Source organism: Dechloromonas denitrificans (assembly GCF_020510685.1).
Classification (GTDB): domain Bacteria; phylum Pseudomonadota; class Gammaproteobacteria; order Burkholderiales; family Rhodocyclaceae; genus Azonexus; species Azonexus denitrificans_A.
Genome location: NZ_CP075185.1, coordinates 3,890,309 through 3,910,153, shown reverse-complemented (window position 1 = coordinate 3,910,153; position 19,845 = coordinate 3,890,309). Strand labels below are relative to the sequence as shown.

Sequence of the window (19,845 nt, the reverse complement as noted above, 5' to 3'; positions counted from 1 at the left end):
CCTGTTTCGGCGGGAACCGAGCCGGTTTTTCGGCCGAGTTCAGGCCGGAAATTTTGGCTGGGGAATTGGTGCGGCGCAATGCCTCTATTCCCCGGCAAAAGGCGGTGACTTGACAAAATTCAATAGAATCAATAGACTGTGAATTATGTTGCGGTGCAACATTGGTCGCGTCGGGTGCCAAGCATGGCGCCGTGCGGGATTCGGGCTGATTCATCACCTTGCCCGCCGATGACGTATCCCCTGTAACCGTTCGCTGCGGGAGAAGTTTTTCCGCAGGGGCAACAGTGAAGGAGGTCGCATGTCTACTACGACTTTTCTCTCCCCCGCGCTTCAGCGGGTTTCCAATGTGGTTTCTACCCTGTTCCAAAAGTTCTTGATGGTGGCTGGTCTGGTTTTCGTCATCGGCCTCATCGGCCTGCAGACCGGCTATCTTGGCCTGACCGACGAGCTGCAGTCGGTGCTCCCCTTGGCGGCCGCTTCGGTCAGCGAAGAGGTGCTTCCCGAGTCGCCGGTCGAAACGGCGGTCGGCTCGCTGAGCCCGCGGATGCGCGGGGCGCTCGATTATGTCTCGCGCCGCTATCGCGTCTCGACCGACGCCCTGCAACCGATTTTTGCGACGGCCCAGGCGGTCGGCCGCGATTTGCATCTCGATCCGCTGTTGATCATCGCCGTGATCGGTGTCGAATCTGGGTTCAATCCCTTCTCCCAGAGCGTTTTCGGGGCGCAGGGCCTGATGCAGGTGGTGCCGCGCTTCCATATGGACAAACTGCCCGAGGAGGCCGACCGTGCCGCCTTCCTCGACCCGCTGGTCAATGTTCAGGTCGGCGCCAAGGTGCTGGATGAGTCGATCCGCCGCTTCGGTGGCCTGGAAGAAGGCTTGCAGCAGTTTGGCGGGGCGACGAACGATCCAGGTCGGCGTTACTCGTCCAAGGTACTGGCCGAAAAGCTGCGTCTGGAACAGGCGGTTCAGCGTCTGCGCACTACCTGAACAGCCTCTGGCGGCGCCTCGGTAACTGGCTGGCCAGCAGGCACAGGCCAGCCAGCACCAGAAACCCGAGGTTGCCGAGCCGGGCGTAGGGCGTCATGCCCTGATACGCCCGGACCTCGGCTTTCAGCACGCCTTGCGTGAAGGCCGGCAAAACGGCCTGGAGCGAACCGTCGGCGGCAATCACCGCCGTCATGCCGGTATTGGTCGCTCGCAACATCGGCCGGCCGGTTTCGCTGGCGCGCATCCGGGCGATCTGCAGATGCTGCGGCTGGGCCAGCGAATGGCCGAACCAGGCAGTGTTCGAGAGGTTGGCGAGAATGCCGGCCTGCGGCAGCGCACGGATGATTTCTTCGCCGAACACGTCTTCGTAACAGATGTTCACCGCTACTTGCTGGCCGGCGACGGCGAGCGGCGGCTGGACGTCCGGGCCGCGCGAAAAGGACGACATCGGGATGCTGGCGATGTCCATGAACCACGAGAAGCCGGCCGGGATGGTTTCGCCGAACGGCACCAGATGAGTCTTGCTGTAAACCTGTAGCGGCGAACTGCCGATGCTGATCGCGCTGTTCCAGTAGCGCTCGCCCTGGCCGGTCAGCGTGCCGAGAATGAGGTCGCCGCCGTTGCCTTGGGCGGCCGCTTTCAAGCTATCGATATAGCTCGGCGGCAATTGGTCGAAAAAGGCGGGCAGCGCGGTTTCCGGCAACAGGGTCAGCTGGGCCGGGTTGCTTTCGACCAGTTCGCGGTAAAGAGTCAGGGTGCGGATGAAGGCTTCCGGGCGGAACTTCATTTCCTGCGGGATGTTGCCCTGGATCAGCGCGACGCTGATCGGCTGGCCGACCGGTGTGGTCCAGGCGACTTGTTGCAGCGCGAAGCCGATGCCGGCGCTCACGGCGATAAACACCAGACCGACCCGCCAGCGCAGCAGCAGGGCGCCGGCCAGGGCGACGAACAGGCTCAGGCCGTGGACGCCGAACAACGGGGCGAAGCCGGCCAGCGGGCTGGGCGGCGCCTGGCTGTAGCCGACGGCCAGCCAGGGGAAGCCGGTGAAAATCCAGCTGCGCAGCCAGTCCGCCGCGGCAATCAGCGCGGCGAAGAAAAGCGCCTGTTGCCAGAAGAGCTCCGGCTGCCAGCGTTTGAAAATGCCGCCGGCCAGCATTGGAAACAGCGCCATCACGCCGCAGAACAGAAAGGCGGCGATGCCGGCCAGCCACCACGGCATGCCGCCGAAGACCGAAAGGCTGACATAGACCCAGGAGACGCCGGTCAGGAAAAAGCCGAGGCCGAAGCCGAGGCCGGTGAGCAGGGCTTCCCTGGGTGACCCGGCGCGGCGGAGCAGGGCAAACAGGCCGCACCAGATGAGCGGCGCCAGCCAGAAAAGACCGGCCGGGGCGAAGCACAGTACGCCCGTTGCGCCGATCAGCGCGGCCAGGCCAAAGCGCTGTAGCGGCCGCTCAGGCAGTTGCAGCATCAGTGCCGGTTGGCTGTTTGTGTTGATCGACCAGCAGCGTGTACAGGCGACGGCTATCGGCGCGCAGGACCTGGAAGCGCACACCGTCGATATCGATGATCTCGTTGCGCTTGGGTACCCGGCCCAGGTGGCGGAGAACCAGGCCGCCGACGGTGTCGAACTCCTCGTCGGAGAAGTCCGTCGCGAAGGCCTTGTTGAAGTCCTCGATCTCGGTCCGCGCCTTGACCCGGTAGCGCCCGGTGGAGTCGAGGCGGATGTTGTCGTGCGTTTCGTCGAAGTCGTATTCGTCCTCGATGTCGCCGACGATCTGTTCGAGTACGTCTTCGATGGTGACCAGGCCGGCGACGCCGCCGTATTCATTGACGACGATGGCCATGTGGTTGCGCGAGACGCGGAACTCGCGGAGCAGGACGTTCAGGCGCTTCGATTCGGGGATGAAGACGGCCGGGCGCAACCAGTCGCGCAGTTCAAAATTTTCTTCGGTTTGCAGGCGCAGCAGATCCTTGGCGAGCAGGATGCCGAGCACGTTGTCGCGGTCGCCGTCGACCACCGGAAAGCGCGAGTGGGCGGCATCGATGACGATGGGGACGATCTCGTTCATCGGGTCGTCGACGTCGATGACGTCCATCTGGGCACGCGGCACCATGACGTCGGTGACGCGGGTTTCGGAGACGGCGAGGGCGCCTTCGATGATGGTCAGCGCATCGGCGTCCATCAGGTTGCGCTCGTAGGCCGAGTGCAAAATTTCTAGCAGCTGCTCGCGGTCTTCGGGTTCGCGCAGCAGCAGGGAAGTCAGTCGTTCAATGAAACTCGGTTTACTGTCACTGTCCATAATGTTTAAACCGCATACGGGTCTGGATAACCCATCGCGGCGAGAATCTCCTTTTCTTCGTTTTCCATGGCTTCGGCATCATTGTCGTTGTCATGATCCCAGCCTTGCAAATGCAGCATACCATGCACCACCAGGTGGGCGTAGTGGGCGGCCAGCGGCTTGTTCTGCTCGGCCGCCTCGGCCGCCACGACCGTCGGACAGATCACCAGATCGCCGCTGACGATCGGTTCGCTGTCATACGGAAATGACAACACGTTGGTCGCGTAGTCCTTGCCGCGATACTCCTTGTTCAGTGCCTGCCCCTCATCGGCTTCGACCAGCCGGATGGCGACTTCGCCACCGCCGACCAGCGCCGCCCGGGCCCAGCGGACGAAATCGGCGCGCAAGGGTAAACCGGCCCGGTTACAGGCATATTGCACCGATAGGTTAAGGCGTTTGCTTGGTTTGGGATTCATAGGCAGCGACGATGCGGGCGACCAGCGGGTGGCGCACCACGTCTTCCTTCAAAAATTCGGTAAAAGCCAGGCCGCGGACGTCCTTCAGGATGTCGCGCGCTTCGCGCAGGCCGCTTTTCTGACCCTTGGGCAGGTCGATCTGGGTCAGGTCGCCGGTGACGACGGCCTTGGCGCCGATGCCGATGCGGGTCAGGAACATCTTCATCTGTTCCGGCGTCGTGTTCTGCGCCTCGTCGAGGATGATGAAGGCGTGGTTCAGCGTCCGGCCGCGCATGAAGGCGAGCGGGGCGATCTCGATAGCGTTCTTTTCGTACAGCTTGCTGACCCGGTCATGACCCATCAGGTCATAGAGCGCGTCGTACAGCGGCCTGAGATACGGGTCGATCTTCTGCGTCAGGTCGCCGGGCAGAAAGCCGAGCCGCTCGCCGGCTTCGACCGCCGGGCGGGTCAGGATGATGCGCTCGACCAGATCGCGTTCCAGTGCATCGACTGCGCTGGCCACGGCGAGATAGGTCTTGCCGGTGCCGGCCGGACCGATGCCGAAGGTGATGTCGTGTTCCTGGATCGCCTTCAGGTAAGCGACCTGGCGCGGCGTGCGGCCATGCAGTTCGGTTTTGCGGGTGATCAATTGCGGCCCGTCAATCGGGCCTTCGGCGCCGCGCGAAATACGGCGGACCGGCGCGTTGAGCAGTTCGATCAGGCCGAGCTGGATTTCATCGACCGAGAGCGGTGCTCGCGCCATGCCGTAAAAGTGGCGGATGGCATCGGCCGTCAGTTGGGCCTGCTCGCCGCGCACCGAGAAGCGCTCGTTGCGGCGCTGGATGGTCACGTCGAAACCGGTTTCGATCTGTCGGATGTTCTCGTCGAGCGGGCCGCACAAGTTGGCCAGCAAAACGTTGTCGACCGGCGCCAGCGAAACTTCCACCGGCCGGCTTTTCGGTGCCGGCTTACTCTTCTCGGATGACAATTTCGCCTCTCAGGCTGTGCGGCAGCGCACTGGTGATGCGGACATCGACGAAAGTATTGATCAGCCGCGGATTGCCGATGAAATTGACGATCCGGTTGTTGTCGGTACGCCCGGCCAGTTCAAGAACATCCTTGCGCGAGGTGCCTTCGACCAGCACCCGCTGAATACCGCCGACCATGGCCTGGCTGATCACCTGCGCCTGCTCCTCGATGCGTTTCTGCAGACGGCTCAGGCGGGCTGATTTGACGTTACCCGGGGTCGAATCTTCCATCTCGACGGCCGGCGTGCCGGGTCGCGGGCTGTAGACGAAGGAGAACGAGTTGTCGAAACCGACCTCGTCGATCAGCTTCATGGTCTTTTCGAAATCCTCGTCCGTCTCGCCGGGGAAGCCGACGATGAAGTCGGAAGACAGCGAAATGTCCGGCCGCGCCGCCCGCAGCTTGCGGATGATCGACTTGTACTCGATCGCCGTGTAGCCGCGCTTCATCGCCGCCAGCACGCGGTCGGCGCCCGACTGGACCGGCAGATGCAGATGCGAGACCAGCTTCGGCACCTTGGCGTAGGTGTCGATCAGGCGCTGCGACATTTCGCGCGGGTGCGAGGTGGTGTAGCGGATGCGCTCGATGCCGGGGATTTCGGCGATGTACTCGATCAGGATGGCGAGGTCGGCAAACTCTTCCGATCCAGCCATCGTGCCGCGGTAGGCATTGACGTTCTGGCCGAGCAGCGTCACTTCGCTGACGCCATTGGCCGCCAGCCCGGCGACTTCGGTCAGCACATCCTCGAACGGCCGCGACACTTCGCCGCCACGGGTGTAGGGCACGATGCAGAAGGTGCAGAATTTGGAGCAGCCTTCCATGATCGAGACGAAGGCAGAGGCGCCTTTGACTTCGGCCGGCGGCATCGAATCGAATTTCTCGATCTCCGGGAAGGACACGTCGACGGCGGCCCGGCCCTTGCTCTTGCGTTCGGCGATCAGCTGCGGCAAGCGATGCAGCGTTTGCGGGCCGAACACGATATCGACGTAAGGGGCGCGGGCAATGATCGCGTCACCTTCCTGGCTGGCCACGCAGCCACCGACGCCGATCACCAGATTCGGGTTCAGCTGCTTCAGGTGGCGGACCCGGCCGAGGTCGTGGAACACCTTCTCCTGCGCCTTTTCGCGCACCGAGCAGGTGTTGAACAGGATGATGTCGGCTTCTTCGGGATTGTCAGTCTTGACGATACCTTCGGAGGCATTGAGCACATCGGCCATCTTGTCCGAATCGTACTCATTCATCTGGCACCCGAAAGTGCGGATGAACAATTTCTTTGGCATGGGTAAACTACTTTGCAAATCAATGTCGCCGGTCGGCAACGGAGCATCGGGAAAGGGGGGCATTATAACCGAGCGCAAATGCCTTGACCGGGTAAAGCCAGGCAAACTATAATCCGCGCCCTCAAGGCGTGGTGATGTAGCTCAGTTGGTTAGAGCGGTGGATTCATAACCCACAGGTCGGCAGTTCAATTCTGCCCATCACCACCAAAAATGCAAAGAGCCGTTGATCCGCAAGGGTCTGCGGCTTTTTTTTGCTGAATGCCCGTCTGGTGAGTCACAAACGTGGGTCACAATGGCAAGCGATTACTTGAAGTCTTCACGGCATGGAACGAATTTCTATTTCAGGCGACGTGTAGCTTTCAACAATCTGGCCTGTTTGCGTACTGAGGGGGTAAAGCCAGGCCCCAGGGGGCGCATCCGCCCGGCGGAATCCCCACCAGATGTTTTTGCCCGTCTCCCAGTTTGGCTCATCGAATGATGTGACCGGGATGATGCAGCGTTGTCCTCCGCACCAAGCGTCTTGAGAGCTGGGTTTGGCCGCGACTTCTTCGGAACGTGCGTTGTTGGTGGAGAATTTGAGGCGAGGCTCCTTGGACCAATGGAGTATCAGGCTCAAGAGGCCGACGACCAACTACAGTGAAGCTGATGAAGACGCACGCAAAAATGGGCCGAAGCCACGGGGGACGACTTCGGCAGTCCTGTGAAAAGCGAACATGGTCCTGACCCCCACCTGGATCGACAATCACGGACAAGTGGCCCCGTGTATTGAATCCGCATCATATAATCGCAAGCCATGAACATGATTATTCGTTTCTTTGCAGCTGTTGCCATCGTGGTGGCAATAGGCCTTTTCTTGCAGCATTCTCTATCTGGGACAGGTGGCAATATGACTCAGAAAGTAATCCAAGATGGCATTGCTGGCCAAGTCCGATACCATCAAGGAACGATCAAGGATGGAGATGCCTGTTCTGACTTCAAGGTTCGCATCGGTACGGTCGCCTCGTCCAAGACAACAGACGAAGCAAGCTCTCAACTTGTTGCACTAAGCAACGAGGCTCGCACCAACGGGTGCTTAAAGTAACCACCACCACTCTTCATAAATGAGCATCAACGAAATTTCTCGCGATGAATTCGACTCTCTCGGGATCGAGCGTCATGGCTTCTTTCCAGAACGTGCTTGGTTTAGAAGCACGGAACTCAATCTGGCGGGAACAGTCATCCTGGACCCGTTCGACAAGGATTGGTCATATGTGCTGGTGGCGAAAGATGAGGATGGAACGTACAGATACATCGAAGGTGAGGTAAGCCTACCTTCTCATCAGGACGCAGAAGAAAAGCTGTTTATGTCGGCGACCCGTATCGAGTTAGCCGGAGCGTTTCAAGAGGAGCTTTACACAGAGCCAGAGTCAGCAGCGCAGGATGAGACTTCGCTCATCATTACGTCGATTGACGATGAAGTTAAGAAGTACCTGAAGAAGCATCCCGAGAGACTCTACGAACTGTCACCGAGAAAGTTTGAAGAGCTTGTGGCAAGCATCCTCAAAGACATGGGGTTTGACGTAGAGCTTACCCAGGCGACTCGTGACGGAGGAAGGGACATCATCGCTCACGTGAGAAACGCTGTCTGCAGCTACCTAACCCACATTGAGTGCAAGCGCTACGCCGCAGACAACAAAGTTGGCGTCGGCATCATCAGAGAGGTGATTGGTGTCCACCACATACGAAAAGCCACCAAGAGCATCATCGTAACCACTAGTTTCTTCTCCAGCGACGCCGTCAAGGAGGCCGCACGTATGGAGAACCAGTTGGACCTGAAAGACTTTACGGACATCAAGGCGTGGCTACAGCGCTACTAGTGAGGTCTCTCAATGCAATCCTCTTAAGTGATTGATTTTAAATGAACGTATCGGAGTGCCTTTCGGGCGATTTGCGGGCCCTGCACGATTACCCCGCTAACATCCCGCTTCAGAGGAACGCTCTGCCCGCAAGCCGGCTTCGCGCCCCTGAGATTACACGTTAAACATAAGAAGGGGGCTCTGTGCAACTTCTAAAAGAGACTCTCGAACGCATTCGGGCAGGTGAAACCAGCTTTGAGCCTGCAAGCGCTTCCGAGAAAGATGTAGAAGATTTTCAGAAGGTGGCGAATCGACTGTTGGAGGCCAAGAATAAGGGGCTCCTGCATGATGTCAAGGTCATGAAGGACAGTTCAAGCGGAAAGCTATATTTCCAACTTGCGTTCGTACGTGGAGGACTAACGTTTCAAGGTGAAAAATTCCTTGAAGAACAGCCCTCCATCACAAGTCAGAAAATAGAAAACGGAGTCACCTTGGATATATTTATCAGCCACAGCACTGCAGACAGTGACGTCGCGAAGAGTTTCATAGCCCTGCTGCGCGCTGCACTCCCAATTGATCCAACCAGAATTCGCTGCACAAGTGTTGAGGGCTTCCGCCTCCCCGCGGGCTCTAGCTTTAATGATCAACTAAGGTCAGAAGTTTTCGAGTCAATTGTTTTAATCGCCTTGCTGAGTCCAGCGAGCCTCAATTCCGTTTACACGTTGTTCGAGCTTGGTGCGCGCTGGGGAGCGCAGAAGTATTTGGCGCCTATTCTGATTCGGGGTACCGAAGCCGGTGCATTGGGGCAACCGCTTGCATCTCTAAACGCAATTGCATCGAGTTCAGAGCCAGATGTTTCGCAGTTGCTAGTGAAAGTTGCAGAACTATTGAAAATACAGGCCTTTCCATACCACTCTTATGCATCGTCACTTCGTTCATTTTGCGACTCTGGAATGAAGCACGAGTGGTGACGCAGAGTCTCAACATTGAAGTTCAATAGTGCCTTTGTTGATTAAGACTTTAGGCTAACGTAGCGATGATGCTGGTGATTCTGCCCATCACCACCAAAGAATCAAGCGAAAGCCCAACCCTCACCGGTTGGGCTTTCTGCTTTGCGGTTGCGAAAAAAAAGCCCGGGTTGCCCCGGGCTGTATTGCCTAGACGGTCAGGCCGAGGGCCTTGGCGACGCCGGCCCCGTAGGCCGGGTCGCACTTGGTGCAGTTGCCGATGTGGCGGCGCTTGACCTCTTCCGGTGCATTGCCCATGGCGCGGGCGGTGTTGTCGAACAGGATCTGCTGTTGGGCCGGGGTCATCAACCGGAACAGGGCGCGTGGCTGGGCGTAGTAGTCGTCATCGTCCTCGCGGAAGTTCCAGTGATCGGCGGCGCCGTTGATCGCCAGCGGCGGCTCGCGGTAATCCGGCTGCTCCTGCCATTCGCTGTAGCCGTTCGGCTCGTAGCCCAGCGTGCTGCCGAAGTTGCCGTCGGTGCGCATGGCACCGTCGCGGTGGTAGCTGTGTACCGGGCACTTCGGCGCATTGACCGGGATATGGCCGTGATTGACCCCGAGGCGATAGCGCTGTGCGTCGCCGTAGGAGAACAGCCGGCCCTGCAGCATCTTGTCCGGCGAGAAGCTGATGCCCGGCGGGACGTTGGCCGGATTGAAGGCGGCCTGTTCGACTTCGGCGAAATAGTTGGCCGGATTGCGGTTCAGTTCCATGACGCCCACCTCGATCGGCGGGTAATCCTTGTGCGGCCAGATCTTGGTCAGGTCGAACGGATGGTAGGGTACTTTTTCGGCATCGGCCTCCGGCATGATCTGGACGTACATCGTCCATTTCGGGAAATTGCCGCCTTCGATGGCGTCGTACAGGTCGCGCTGATGGGTTTCGCGATCTTTGCCGACCAGCGCTTCGGCTTCGGCATCGCTCAGGTTCTTGATGCCCTGCTGGGTCTTCAGGTGGAACTTGACCCAGTAGCGTTCGTTGTTGGCGTTGATGAAGCTGAAGGTGTGCGAACCGAAGCCGTGCATGTGCCGATAGCTGGCCGGAATGCCGCGGTCGGACATGACGATGGTGACCTGGTGCAGCGCTTCCGGCAACAGTGTCCAGAAATCCCAGTTGTTCTGCGCGCTGCGCAGGTTGGTGCGCGGGTCGCGCTTGACGGCGTGGTTGAGGTCGGGGAACTTGAGCGGGTCGCGCAGGAAGAAGACCGGCGTATTGTTGCCGACCAGATCCCAGTTGCCTTCCTCGGTATAGAACTTGATCGCGAAGCCGCGGATGTCACGTTCGGCATCGGCCGCGCCGCGCTCGCCGGCGACGGTCGAGAAACGGACGAAGAGCTCGGTTTTCTTGCCGACTTGGCTGAAGATCTTGGCCCGTGTGTATTGCGTGATGTCGTGGGTGACGGTGAACGTGCCGAAGGCGCCGGAACCCTTGGCGTGCATGCGCCGCTCGGGGATCACCTCGCGGTCGAAATGGGCGAGTTTTTCCAGGAACCAGACGTCCTGTAGCAATTGTGGGCCGCGCGGGCCGGCGGTCATGATGTTCTGGTTGTCGACAACCGGGCAGCCGGCGGCGGTGGTGAGTTTCTTGGTGGTCATGTGCGTTCCTCCAGTTTAGTGGGTGAGAGCGGAATCAGTGGTTGTCAGGGATGCCGGCCAGAATGTCGACATAGCAATCCCAGGCCTGTTCTTCCTGAAAGAAACGCTGAATGAATCGAGCGATCATGGCGGACTCCTGTCACTGAATGCAGATCGAATTGATCTGATGTATGCAGTGTAGGAGTTGCCAATCGATTGGGCTAATCGATTGTGAGTATGTGCTCGGTAGTAAAAAACTATTGCGCGGCGGCTACCGATCAAGCTTTCTTCTTGCTGCCGATCTTGGCTTCCTGGCCGGCCATCAGCCGCTGGATGTTCTGCCAGTGTTTGCCGATCAATGCCATGGCGAGGATGCCGATGAAGATCACCTGGCCGCCGGCACCGTGCATCAGCACCGAGTAGACCGGGGCGAGGCCGGCGGCGAGGACCGCGGCCAGCGACGAGTAGCGGAAGGCGAAGGCGACGAAGAGCCAGGTGCCGAGGACGGCCAGGCCGAGTAGCGGGTCGAGGGCGAGCAGTACGCCGGCGGCGGTGGCCACGCCTTTGCCGCCCTTGAACTTGAGGAAGACGGGGTAGAGGTGGCCGAAGAATACGGCCAGCGCGACGAGGCCGATGACGGTGCTCGAAAAGCCCATCTGCTGGGCGATGAAAACCGCCACCCAACCTTTCAGCGCATCGCCGATCAGCGTGAATAGCGCAGCCTTTTTGTTGCCGCTGCGCAGCACGTTGGTTGCCCCCGGATTGCCCGAGCCATAAGTGCGTGGATCGGCCAGTCCAAAGATCCTCGACGAGAGCATCGCAAAGGGAATGGAACCGAGCAGGTAGGCGGCAACAATGGCGAGGGTGGTTTGCATTAGTGGCAATCGAGGCTGGAGTACAATCGCGCCAAATTTTACACTGCCAAGGCATTCCGACCCCGTATGGACATCATTTTCATCGAAGATCTGCGCGCTGACACGTGGATAGGCATTTATCCGCGTGAAAAGGCAATGCCGCAGACAGTCGAGATTTCCCTGCAAATCGGCGTGTCGACGGCCTCGGCCGGGGCTAGCGACGATATTCGCGATACCGTCGACTACGCCGTGGTCGTCGAGCGCCTGCGCGCCGACCTGTCGGCCAGCCATTTCAACCTGCTGGAAAAGCTCGCCGAGCATGTGGCGACCTGGCTGCTGGAAAACTTCGCCGTGCACTGGGTGCGGGTTTCGATCGCCAAGCTCGGCATGATGCCGGGCGTCAAGCGCGTCGGCGTGATCATCGAGCGCTCGATCTAGTTTTCGCTGCGCCGATCCCCGTGCGGGAATCGGCACAGCCTGCTTCAGAAGGCCGCGGCGAGTACCGTCATCACCGCAAAGCCGGCGGCCAGGCCGGCCGTTCCGGCGGCTTCGCGGCCTGGGCGATGCGAGGCCGGAATCAGTTCATGGCTGACCACCCAGAGCATCGCGCCGGCTGCCGCCGCCAGAGCGAGCGGCAAGGTGGCACCGGCCATCGTGCTGGCGACCACGCCGAACAGGCCGCCGACCGGCTCGACGAGGCCGGTGCCGAGGGCGATCAAGGCCGCCCGGATCGGTGCCGCGCCGAGGGCAAGCATCGCACTGGCGACGATCCAGCCTTCCGGAATGTTCTGCAAGGCAATGCCCAGCGTCATCCCGTGGTCGGCTCCAGAGGCCGCCGCGACACCGACCGCCAGGCCTTCCGGAACGTTGTGCAGGGCAATGGCGGCGACGACGAGCGCGACATGCGGCTGCATCCCCGACGCTTCGAGCTCTTCGACATGGGTGTGCGGCAGGCGGCGATCGATGCGCTGCATCATCGCCACGCCGGCCAGGAAGGCGGCGGCCGTGATGCCGCCGAGGAGCCATGGGGCCGGGCTGGCCGCCACCGTCTGGACGGCCGGGACGAGCAGCGAGAACAGGCTGGCAGCGAGCATCATCCCGCCGGCCAGGCCGAGCATCGGCGCCATCAGACGGGCCGACGGGCGACGGAGAAAGAGGACGGGCAGGGCGCCGAGGCCGGTCGCCAGGCCGGCGAGCAGGCTCGCTTCAAGGCCCTTGGCCGCCATCGGATGGGCGGCCAGCCAGTGGATCGATTGTTCTAGGCCGAAGGCGAGGGCGACAGCGGCCATCGCCATGCCGGTCCACAAGTGACGGCGGGCCGTGGGCTGGGTGTAGTGCTGGACGACGAGTTGGGTCATGGTGGCGCTCCTGTTCCGATGAACGCTACTTTACGCATCGCCGATTGATAGCTCCAATCGATTGCTTAAATGCACTCGATTGGTGTTGGCTATTTTGTGCCTTAGCCCTTCAGTGCCGCCTCGACGGCTTTCGGGTTGAGGCTGCGCATGATGTCGTGCGGGTGCACGCCGACCAGATAGCCGCGCCGGCCGCCGTTGATGTAGATCAGCGGCAGGTCGAGGATGCTTTTCTCGATGTAGATCGGCATCGCTTTCCTGGTGCCGAACGGGCTGGTGCCGCCGACCAGGAAGCCGGTGTGGCGGTTGGCGACTTCCGGCTTGCACGGCTCGACCTTCTTGCAGCCGATCTGGCGCGCCAGTTCCTTGGTTGATACCTTGCAGTCGCCATGCATCAGCACGACCAGCGGCTTGGCGTTTTCATCCTCGAAGATCAGCGTCTTGACCACGGCGTGCTCGTCGACATTCAGCTCGCGGGCCGACACCTTGGTACCGCCATGTTCCTCGTAGGCGTAGAGGTGGCTGGAATAGGCGACCCGGTGCGCCTTGAGGAACTTGGTGGCCGGGGTTTCGGGGGCGTGTTCGATTTTGCTCATCGGCGTTCGAGTAGTGCTTCAAAACTTGTGGCGTCCATCGGTCGTCCCAGCAGATAACCCTGGATGGTGGTGCAGCCCCAATGCTGCAGCAGCTCCAGCTGCCCGGCGGTTTCCACGCCTTCGGCGACGACTTGCAGGCTCAGTTGGCGGGCCAGGCTGATGATAGCCTGGACGATGCAATTACCTTCGCTTCCCCGCTCGAGATCCTCGACGAAGGAGCGGTCGATCTTCAGGCAGTCGATGGGGAAACGCTTGAGATAAGCCAAGCTGGAGAAGCCGGTACCGAAATCGTCGATGACGATACGCAGACCCTGAAGCTTGAGGGCATTCAGTGCCTCTAAGGTCTTGTCTACCGATTGCATGATGGTGCTTTCGGTCAGCTCGATATCCAGCCAGCAGGGGTCGAGATCGGCGCGGGCCAGCGCGGCCCGGACTTTTTCAGGAAAGTCCGGCTGTTCGAACTGGCGGGCCGAGACGTTGACGGCAATCGGAACCGGCTGCCAGCCAGCGTCTATCCAGGCCCGGTTGCGGCGCGCCGCTTCGGCCAGCACCCAGTCGCCGAGCGGCAGAATCAGGCCGCTGTCCTCGGCCACCGGGATGAAGCCGTCGGGTGGCAAGACGCCTTCGGCACCGCGCATGCGGACCAGGGCTTCGGCGCCGGTCAGGCGCCCGGTGATCGCATCGAACTGTGGCTGGTAATCGAGAAAGAACAGGGATTCTTTGAGCGCGTGGCGGATGCGGCTTTCCATGTTCAAGCGTGAGGAAACCCGTTCGTTCATGCTGCGGGTGAAGTAGCAGTAGGCATTGCGCCCGGATTCCTTGGCGCTGTACATCGCGGTGTCGGCATTCTGGATCAGCGAGTCGCTGTCCGCTCCGTCGTCCGGGTAAAGGGCGATGCCGATGCTCGGTGTGATGGTCAGCGTATGCCCCTGGATGGCGATCGGCATGCTCACCTGCTCGAGGATGCGTTCGGCGACCTCGGCCCCGATTTCGGGCGTCGATATGTGATCGAGCAGAATGACGAATTCGTCGCCACCCATCCGGGCGATCACGTCGCCTTCGCGCAGGCAGCCCTGAAGCCGCTTGCTGACGCTCTGCAGGAGAGCGTCGCCGACGAAGTGACCAAGCGAGTCGTTGATGTTCTTGAAGCGGTCGAGGTCGACGAACATCACCCCCAGTCGTTGCCCGGAACGCTTCGCCGCGGCAATTGCCCGGCGCAGTTCCTTGCGCAATTGCAGGCGGTTGGGCAGGCCGGTCAGCGTATCGAAATGGGCCAGACGCGTGATATGCGCCTCGGCCGCTTTCTGCGACGAGATATCGTAGGCAATACCCATATAGCCGACCTGCTTGCCATCCTCGTCAAGCATTACCGAAAGGGAGAGCTTGACCGGAATGGGCTGGCCCGAATGGGGCCAGAAGGTCAGTTCCTGGTCGAAGGACGAACCCGCCGGCAATTCCGCCAGCGGGGCGACGATCGCCCGGAAGTGGGCGCCGTCCTCGTCCGGCTGGCCTTCCTGCTGATGGAAGAAGGAAGGGCGCAAGCGATTGATCACGGCCTTGGCCGGGTAGCCGAGAATTCGCTCGGCAGCAGGGTTGAAGACCTGGATGATGCCTTCATTATTGGTGGCGACGATGGCGTATCCGGCATTGGCGAGAACCGATCGTTGCAGCGCGGAAACCTGGCGCAGGCGATTTTCGGAGCTCATGCGGCGGTCGACTTCCTGGAGCAGCTTGTCGTTGGCCGTTGCCAGATCGGCCGTCCTTTCGTTGACTTGGAGCCGAATGGCCTGGCTGCGGCCGGCCAGGATCTGGACGAGTATCCCCAGCAACAAGCTGAGCGCACTGCCCACGGCGAGCAAACTGAGCGCGCCGCTTTTCGGTGCCAGGCTGAAAGCGTTTTTCACCGGCAGGGCGGTGACCCGCCATTGCCGCCCGCCCGGGATGTCGATCAGTTCCTCGCGGCGCAATTCGGGCAGGGAGGCGGGGAGATTTCCATGCATGGCGAACGTGGCCGGCCCGGTGCAATCCTGCAGCACGAGTTCGACGTCCTTCCCGCCGCGTTCGCTGGCCACGCGCTGCGACCAGAGCAGCATGTCGCTGACCCGGATGACCAGCGTGGCGAAGCCGAAAAAATTTTCCGCGTGGATCCGACCTGTCCGGTAGAGCGGCGAAAAGACGATGACACCGGTTTGACCGGAGGTTTTTTTCAAGGCCAGGGTGAGCGGCGACGTGACGGCGATGGTGTTGCCGTCGGTGGCCGCCCGCATGGCCGTGCGTCGCGGCGACAGCGGAGAGGGGGTGGTTTCGGTGGCGACATCGAAGCCGCTGGCCGGTTTGTTGGCGGCCAACGGCTCGACATAGAGGAAGGGGAAGTACTCGCTGCGCTCTTCGGCCCGGGCAAACGAGCCGGGCTGCAGGGTATCGTTGATCGCGAAGTCGGGCAGTTCGGCTCTGGCCGCTTGTTCAAAGCGGTGGCGCTCGGCCAGCGTAACCCTGGGGTTATAGCCGACGGCCTGCAGGTAGGGGTGCTGGTCGAGCATCGCCTGGGTGTAGTGGCTGAACCCCTTGGCCGTGCCGCCCTGCACCAGTTCCAGATGGGCGGACAGCAAGCGCAGCAGTTCTATGGTCCCCTTGGCCTCGGCGCGCAGGGCATTGATGCGGATCGTCGCGGCCTGCTCGAAATCGAGCCGGGTGTTGGCCCGTTCGGAATCCAGAAAGTTCCGGTAAAGGATGCCGGTGAGCACGATAGCCAGCAAAAAAGTAAGCAGTGCGAAGCGGCTGAGGCGTGGATTGTTCAAGTAGGGAACGCTCTTGCGGGCGGTTTGGCCGGGTTTTGCCGTTGTTTTTTCGGCGAAGGCATCAAGCTATCATTTTTTTGACCACATTTGCATCCGGTACTGTTCCTGCCAGAGGTCGGAGCGGCGCGGATGCGCCGGCGTCGGGCGGCAAAGTCAGCCGCGCGGATGGTGCATGGCGTGCAGCGATTTCAGGCGTTCGCGGGCGACGTGGGTGTAGATCTGGGTGGTCGAAATGTCGGCGTGGCCGAGCAGCAGTTGCACCACCCGCAAATCGGCGCCGTGATTCAGCAGATGGGTTGCGAAGGCGTGGCGCAGGACGTGCGGCGAGAGCTTTTCCGGCGCGATCCCGGCGATCAGCGCATAGCGCTTGATCAACTGCCAGAAGGCCTGGCGGGTCATCGCGCCGCCCCGGGCGGTGACGAACAGGGCGTCGCTCTGCTGGCCCTTGAGGATTTCCGGACGGGCTTCGTTGAGGTAGCGCAGCAGCCAGTCGATGGCCTGTTCGCCGAGCGGCACCAGGCGTTCCTTGCTGCCCTTGCCGAGGGCGCGCAGCACGCCTTCGTTGAAGCCGATTTCGTGCAGCTTCAGATTGACCAGCTCGGAAACCCGCAAGCCGGTGGCGTAGATGGTTTCGAGCATGGCCCGGTCGCGCAGGCCGAGCGGGGTGTCGAGGTCGGGGGCGTTGAGCAGGTTGTCGACCTGCTTTTCCGAGGTCACCTTGGGCAGGCGCGAGGGGCGGGCCGGGTTGACCAGCTTCAGCGTCGGATCGGCGACGATGCGGCCGCGCCCGAGTTGCCAGCGGTAAAAGCGGCGCAGCGTGGACAGGTAACGCGACTGCGAGCTGGCCCGGGTGTGGCGCGAAAGGTGGGCGACGAAGGCGGCCAGGGTCGTTTCGCGAATGTCGAGCAAAGGTTCATGGTTGTTTTCGGCCAGCCACAGGCCGAGGCGGCCAAGATCCGAACGGTAGCTGTCGAGCGTCGCCTTGGCCAGTCCGTCTTCCAGCCAGAGAGCGTCGCAGAACCGGTCGACCTCGGCGAGATCAGCCGGGGAGGCTGTTTTCATGGCTGAGCAGCCAGCGTTTGACGTCGAGCAGGAAGCCGCCGCCCTGCCGGCTGAAACCGCCCAGTCCGCCGCCCGTGGCGACCACCCGATGGCAGGGAACGACGAGCGGGAAGGGATTGGCGCCGCAAGCCTGGCCGACGGCGCGCGGGGCGTTGTTCAGGCGCTTGGCGACCTGTCCGTAGGTCTCGGTTGCGCCGAGCGGGATGGCGGCGATTGCGGCCCAGACGCGGCGCTGAAAGCTCGTGCCGGAGGGACGAAGCGGCAGGCCGAAAGCAAAAGCCGGATCGGCCAGATAGGCCCGCAGCTGGCGCGCGGCTTCGGCGGCGAGCGGCGTTTCCGGGGGCTGTTCGGCCTGGGGCTCGAGAAAGTCGATGCCGGTGATCTCGTCGGCGTCGCATTGCACGCCGAGGGCAAAGCCGGGGGCGGCGACGATGGCCTGGTAGTGCGGCTTGGTCATGTTTTCTCCCAGGGTGTCGTAGCGGTCGCCGCGCTGTACCGGCAACAATCAGCCGGGACGAAAATCCCGGCCTGCCGCGTGATTTACTTGAAGAAGCGCCGGAACCAGCTGACTTCCTTCTTGATTTCCTTGTCCTTGATCACGCTCATCATGTTGGCCTTGACCGCACTGACGTAGTCGGCGTCGTCCCGTTTGATGTGATTGACCAGCCAGCGCGCCAGCATCTGGTGCAACTCCTCCGAGACGTCGTCACCGAGATCAAGGCGTTGCTGATATTCGGAGACCTTGCGGGTAAACAGCTCGTGCACCTTTTTGTGCGGCTTGCAGTATTGATAACCGGATTCTTCCTGCAGGCTTTCTTCGAAGGCGAAATGCGACAGCGTGTAATCGACGCAGTCGTTGATTACCTGTCGGATCTTTTCCTGATCCTTGGTGACCTGGGCGGCTTCCAGGTCGTTGATGAAATCGACGATGCGTCTGTGCTGGTGGTCAATTACATCAATGCCGGTGTTCAGGTCGTTGGTCCAGGTGATGGCCATGGCGTATGTCCAATATAAAAATCAAGCAATCTGCGAGTGTCGGTTTGCGACGGTGTCGTGTCAAGAATGCAGGCGTCTTGTCCCGTCAGAACAATCCGCGGCAGTTCAGGCGCGGACGTGACCGTCGCCGAGAACCACCCATTTCTGGCTGGTCAGTCCTTCCAGGCCAACCGGGCCGCGGGCGTGAATCTTGTCGGTCGAGATGCCGATTTCGGCACCCAGACCGTATTCGAAGCCGTCGGCAAAGCGCGTCGAGGCGTTGATCATGACCGAGGCCGAGTCGACTTCGCGCAGGAAGCGCATCGCCTTCGGATGGTTGTCGGTGACGATAGCCTCGGTGTGGCCCGACGAATACTGGTTGATGTGGGCGATCGCCTCGTCGATGCCGGACACCACTTTGACCGAGATGATCGGCGCCAGGAATTCGGTGTAGTAATCCTCTTCCGTGGCGGCGACGGCGTTCGGTACGATGGCGCAGGTTTCCGGGCAGCCGCGGATCTCGACGCCCTTGCCGGTCAGCATCTGGGCGATCGGCGGCAGCAGCATGGCAGCAACCGAGCGGTCGACAAGCAGCGACTCGGCCGTGTTGCAGGTGCCGTAGCGTTGCGTCTTGGCGTTCTCGACGATCTTCAGCGCCTTGTTCGGGTCGGCTTCCTCTTCGAGATAGACGTGGCAGTTGCCGTCCAGGTGCTGGATCATCGGCACGCGCGCTTCGGCGAGCAGGCGGGCGATCAGGCCCTTGCCGCCGCGCGGCACAATGACGTCGACGAATTCGCGCATGGTGATCAGCTCGCCGACCGCGGCGCGGTCGGTGGTATCGATCACCTGCACGCTGTCGGCTGGCAGGCCGGCGGCCTGCAGTGCTTCATGGACGAGGGCGGCGATGGCGCGGTTGCAGTTGATCGCTTCCGAGCCGCCGCGCAGGATCGCGGCGTTGCCGGATTTCAGGCACAGGGCGGCGGCATCGGCGGTGACGTTGGGGCGGGCTTCGTAGATGATGCCGATGACGCCGAGCGGCACGCGCATCTTGCCGACCTGGATGCCGGAGGGGCGGAACTTGATGTCGCTCATCTCGCCGATCGGATCGGCCAGCGCGGCGACCTGCTCGACGCCTTCGGCCATGCTGTCCACGCCTTTTTCACTGAGCGCCAGGCGGTCGAGCATGGCCGGCTCCAGGCCGGCGGCCCGGGCGGCGCCAAGGTCGAGGGCGTTGGCGGCGATCAGTGCGGTCTTGTCGCGGCGGATGGCGGCGGCAAGATGCAGTAGTGCGGCATTCTTTTCGGCGGTGGTGGCGCCGGCCAGGCGGCGGGAGGCGGTACGGGCACGGCGCCCGATGTCCTGCATGTAGTCCTTGATATCCATGATGTTCCGGGTGCAGAGCAAAAGACCATTATAGCCAGACAAATTACTGGGAACTTCCGGAAGCGGGTAAACTCTTATCCGCTACGACAACAGGGCTTTCCATCGAGGAAACAGATGGCCAAAAAATTGATATTGCCGACCGAGGTCAAGGTCTGCGCAACGTGCAGCTACTGGGATGGGGAACGGCGGGTGGATGCCGATATGAAACTGGTGGTGGTTGCCGAGGAATGCAGTGGTGAATGCCTGGTGCAGGGTAAGGACCGCCCTGGCTTGCACGACGTGCGCAAGGAAACCTCCTGTCTCTGGGAAGATCTCGAACCGGACGACGACATCGGCGGGGCCGACAAGGCTGCCTAATTGGCGGCGCCGGGCGTGCCGGC

Annotated in this window: 21 protein-coding genes and 1 tRNA gene; 7 read left to right on the top strand and 15 right to left on the bottom strand. The window is 61.3% G+C overall.

From position 1 onward, the window contains the following. Positions 1 to 298 precede the first annotated feature (298 nt). On the top strand, positions 299 to 988 hold the full coding sequence (locus KI611_RS18670) for a transglycosylase SLT domain-containing protein (RefSeq protein WP_226417154.1): 690 nt from the start codon (positions 299 to 301) through the stop codon (positions 986 to 988). Here the strand turns inward: KI611_RS18670 and lnt are convergent. The 5 genes from lnt to miaB are packed head-to-tail and all read right to left on the bottom strand — an operon-like array spanning position 981 to position 6,028. Continuing rightward, complete coding sequence (gene lnt, locus KI611_RS18665; protein WP_226417153.1) at positions 981 to 2,456, bottom strand: apolipoprotein N-acyltransferase; 1,476 nt, start codon at positions 2,454 to 2,456, stop codon at positions 981 to 983. The genes KI611_RS18670 and lnt overlap by 8 nt on opposite strands. After that, positions 2,440 to 3,288 carry an HlyC/CorC family transporter gene (locus KI611_RS18660; protein WP_226417152.1) on the bottom strand — a complete coding sequence of 283 codons (849 nt, stop codon included), beginning with the start codon at positions 3,286 to 3,288 and terminating at the stop codon, positions 2,440 to 2,442. The genes lnt and KI611_RS18660 overlap by 17 nt, the downstream gene beginning before the upstream one ends. Positions 3,289 to 3,293: 5 nt before the next feature. Then, a complete protein-coding gene (gene ybeY, locus KI611_RS18655) occupies positions 3,294 to 3,743 on the bottom strand; it encodes an rRNA maturation RNase YbeY (protein ID WP_226417151.1) in 450 nt (149 codons plus the stop codon). After that, complete coding sequence (locus KI611_RS18650; protein WP_226417150.1) at positions 3,715 to 4,668, bottom strand: PhoH family protein; 954 nt, start codon at positions 4,666 to 4,668, stop codon at positions 3,715 to 3,717. Before KI611_RS18650 ends, ybeY begins: the two co-directional genes overlap by 29 nt. Before the next feature lie 22 nt (positions 4,669 to 4,690). After that, a complete protein-coding gene (miaB, locus tag KI611_RS18645) occupies positions 4,691 to 6,028 on the bottom strand; it encodes a tRNA (N6-isopentenyl adenosine(37)-C2)-methylthiotransferase MiaB (protein ID WP_226417149.1) in 1,338 nt (445 codons plus the stop codon). A gap of 130 nt (positions 6,029 to 6,158) precedes the next feature. Here miaB and KI611_RS18640 point away from each other — a divergent pair. After that, positions 6,159 to 6,235 (top strand) — tRNA-Met (locus KI611_RS18640). Positions 6,236 to 6,344: 109 nt separating this feature from the next. Here KI611_RS18640 and KI611_RS22215 read toward each other — a convergent pair. Continuing rightward, positions 6,345 to 6,644: an SOS response-associated peptidase family protein gene (locus KI611_RS22215; protein WP_226417148.1), complete on the bottom strand. Its 300-nt coding sequence runs from the start codon at positions 6,642 to 6,644 to the stop codon at positions 6,345 to 6,347. Positions 6,645 to 6,821: 177 nt separating this feature from the next. Here KI611_RS22215 and KI611_RS18630 point away from each other — a divergent pair, with 177 nt between their 5' ends. The 3 genes from KI611_RS18630 to KI611_RS18620 all read left to right on the top strand — a co-directional run bounded on the left by KI611_RS18630 (position 6,822) and on the right by KI611_RS18620 (position 8,834). Continuing rightward, positions 6,822 to 7,109 (top strand): hypothetical protein, encoded by a 288-nt coding sequence (locus KI611_RS18630; protein ID WP_226417147.1) that lies wholly within the window; start codon positions 6,822 to 6,824, stop codon positions 7,107 to 7,109. Positions 7,110 to 7,128: 19 nt separating this feature from the next. Further along, on the top strand, positions 7,129 to 7,884 hold the full coding sequence (locus KI611_RS18625; protein WP_226417146.1) for a restriction endonuclease: 756 nt from the start codon (positions 7,129 to 7,131) through the stop codon (positions 7,882 to 7,884). Positions 7,885 to 8,066: 182 nt separating this feature from the next. After that, complete coding sequence (locus tag KI611_RS18620; protein WP_226417145.1) at positions 8,067 to 8,834, top strand: toll/interleukin-1 receptor domain-containing protein; 768 nt, start codon at positions 8,067 to 8,069, stop codon at positions 8,832 to 8,834. Positions 8,835 to 9,020: 186 nt separating this feature from the next. Here KI611_RS18620 and KI611_RS18615 read toward each other — a convergent pair whose 3' ends face one another. Both KI611_RS18615 and plsY read right to left on the bottom strand, forming a co-directional pair. Continuing rightward, the gene (locus KI611_RS18615; RefSeq protein WP_226417144.1) at positions 9,021 to 10,463 is read right to left on the bottom strand and encodes a catalase; all 1,443 of its coding nucleotides are present in this window, start codon (positions 10,461 to 10,463) and stop codon (positions 9,021 to 9,023) included. A gap of 257 nt (positions 10,464 to 10,720) precedes the next feature. Next, positions 10,721 to 11,317, bottom strand: a complete 597-nt coding sequence (gene plsY, locus KI611_RS18610) for a glycerol-3-phosphate 1-O-acyltransferase PlsY (RefSeq protein WP_226417143.1) — start codon at positions 11,315 to 11,317, stop codon at positions 10,721 to 10,723. A gap of 66 nt (positions 11,318 to 11,383) precedes the next feature. On the opposite strand from plsY, the gene KI611_RS18605 reads away from it, so the two are divergent. Beyond that, positions 11,384 to 11,734 carry a dihydroneopterin aldolase gene (locus KI611_RS18605; RefSeq protein ID WP_226417142.1) on the top strand — a complete coding sequence of 117 codons (351 nt, stop codon included), beginning with the start codon at positions 11,384 to 11,386 and terminating at the stop codon, positions 11,732 to 11,734. A 44-nt stretch (positions 11,735 to 11,778) separates the two neighbouring features. Here the strand turns inward: KI611_RS18605 and KI611_RS18600 are convergent, their stop codons facing one another. The 7 genes from KI611_RS18600 to KI611_RS18570 all read right to left on the bottom strand — a co-directional run bounded on the left by KI611_RS18600 (position 11,779) and on the right by KI611_RS18570 (position 19,465). Beyond that, the gene (locus KI611_RS18600) at positions 11,779 to 12,654 is read right to left on the bottom strand and encodes a ZIP family metal transporter (RefSeq protein ID WP_226417141.1); all 876 of its coding nucleotides are present in this window, start codon (positions 12,652 to 12,654) and stop codon (positions 11,779 to 11,781) included. A gap of 101 nt (positions 12,655 to 12,755) precedes the next feature. Further along, positions 12,756 to 13,247 carry a Cys-tRNA(Pro) deacylase gene (gene ybaK / locus KI611_RS18595; protein ID WP_226417140.1) on the bottom strand — a complete coding sequence of 164 codons (492 nt, stop codon included), beginning with the start codon at positions 13,245 to 13,247 and terminating at the stop codon, positions 12,756 to 12,758. Beyond that, the gene (locus tag KI611_RS18590) at positions 13,244 to 16,045 is read right to left on the bottom strand and encodes an EAL domain-containing protein (RefSeq protein ID WP_226417139.1); all 2,802 of its coding nucleotides are present in this window, start codon (positions 16,043 to 16,045) and stop codon (positions 13,244 to 13,246) included. Before KI611_RS18590 ends, ybaK begins: the two co-directional genes overlap by 4 nt. A 153-nt stretch (positions 16,046 to 16,198) precedes the next feature. Beyond that, positions 16,199 to 17,107 carry a site-specific tyrosine recombinase XerD gene (gene xerD, locus KI611_RS18585; protein ID WP_226417138.1) on the bottom strand — a complete coding sequence of 303 codons (909 nt, stop codon included), beginning with the start codon at positions 17,105 to 17,107 and terminating at the stop codon, positions 16,199 to 16,201. After that, on the bottom strand, positions 17,085 to 17,564 hold the full coding sequence (locus tag KI611_RS18580; protein ID WP_226417137.1) for a methylated-DNA--[protein]-cysteine S-methyltransferase: 480 nt from the start codon (positions 17,562 to 17,564) through the stop codon (positions 17,085 to 17,087). Before KI611_RS18580 ends, xerD begins: the two co-directional genes overlap by 23 nt. A gap of 83 nt (positions 17,565 to 17,647) precedes the next feature. After that, entirely contained in the window at positions 17,648 to 18,103 is a 456-nt protein-coding gene (locus tag KI611_RS18575) for a bacteriohemerythrin (protein WP_226417136.1), read from the bottom strand. A gap of 105 nt (positions 18,104 to 18,208) precedes the next feature. Then, entirely contained in the window at positions 18,209 to 19,465 is a 1,257-nt protein-coding gene (locus tag KI611_RS18570; protein ID WP_226417135.1) for a glutamate-5-semialdehyde dehydrogenase, read from the bottom strand. Between the two features lie 114 nt (positions 19,466 to 19,579). Between KI611_RS18570 and KI611_RS18565 the strand changes: the two genes are divergently transcribed. Next, the gene (locus tag KI611_RS18565) at positions 19,580 to 19,822 is read left to right on the top strand and encodes a hypothetical protein (protein WP_226417134.1); all 243 of its coding nucleotides are present in this window, start codon (positions 19,580 to 19,582) and stop codon (positions 19,820 to 19,822) included. Positions 19,823 to 19,845 lie beyond the last annotated feature (23 nt).

Bases quoted from the DNA above. Each gene is read 5' to 3' on its own strand.
- KI611_RS18600 (WP_226417141.1), bottom strand. From the start codon at position 12,654: ATGACCCAACTCGTCGTCCAGCACTACACCCAGCCCACGGCCCGCCGT.
- KI611_RS18660 (WP_226417152.1), bottom strand. From the start codon at position 3,288: ATGGACAGTGACAGTAAACCGAGTTTCATTGAACGACTGACTTCCCTG.
- KI611_RS18570 (WP_226417135.1), bottom strand. From the start codon at position 19,465: ATGGATATCAAGGACTACATGCAGGACATCGGGCGCCGTGCCCGTACC.
- KI611_RS18615 (WP_226417144.1), bottom strand. From the start codon at position 10,463: ATGACCACCAAGAAACTCACCACCGCCGCCGGCTGCCCGGTTGTCGAC.
- KI611_RS18630 (WP_226417147.1), top strand. From the start codon at position 6,822: ATGAACATGATTATTCGTTTCTTTGCAGCTGTTGCCATCGTGGTGGCA.
- xerD (WP_226417138.1), bottom strand. From the start codon at position 17,107: ATGAAAACAGCCTCCCCGGCTGATCTCGCCGAGGTCGACCGGTTCTGC.
- ybaK (WP_226417140.1), bottom strand. From the start codon at position 13,247: ATGAGCAAAATCGAACACGCCCCCGAAACCCCGGCCACCAAGTTCCTC.
- KI611_RS18580 (WP_226417137.1), bottom strand. From the start codon at position 17,564: ATGACCAAGCCGCACTACCAGGCCATCGTCGCCGCCCCCGGCTTTGCC.
- ybeY (WP_226417151.1), bottom strand. From the start codon at position 3,743: ATGAATCCCAAACCAAGCAAACGCCTTAACCTATCGGTGCAATATGCC.
- lnt (WP_226417153.1), bottom strand. From the start codon at position 2,456: ATGCTGCAACTGCCTGAGCGGCCGCTACAGCGCTTTGGCCTGGCCGCG.
- KI611_RS18605 (WP_226417142.1), top strand. From the start codon at position 11,384: ATGGACATCATTTTCATCGAAGATCTGCGCGCTGACACGTGGATAGGC.
- miaB (WP_226417149.1), bottom strand. From the start codon at position 6,028: ATGCCAAAGAAATTGTTCATCCGCACTTTCGGGTGCCAGATGAATGAG.
- KI611_RS18565 (WP_226417134.1), top strand. From the start codon at position 19,580: ATGGCCAAAAAATTGATATTGCCGACCGAGGTCAAGGTCTGCGCAACG.
- plsY (WP_226417143.1), bottom strand. From the start codon at position 11,317: ATGCAAACCACCCTCGCCATTGTTGCCGCCTACCTGCTCGGTTCCATT.
- KI611_RS18670 (WP_226417154.1), top strand. From the start codon at position 299: ATGTCTACTACGACTTTTCTCTCCCCCGCGCTTCAGCGGGTTTCCAAT.
- KI611_RS18625 (WP_226417146.1), top strand. From the start codon at position 7,129: ATGAGCATCAACGAAATTTCTCGCGATGAATTCGACTCTCTCGGGATC.
- KI611_RS18575 (WP_226417136.1), bottom strand. From the start codon at position 18,103: ATGGCCATCACCTGGACCAACGACCTGAACACCGGCATTGATGTAATT.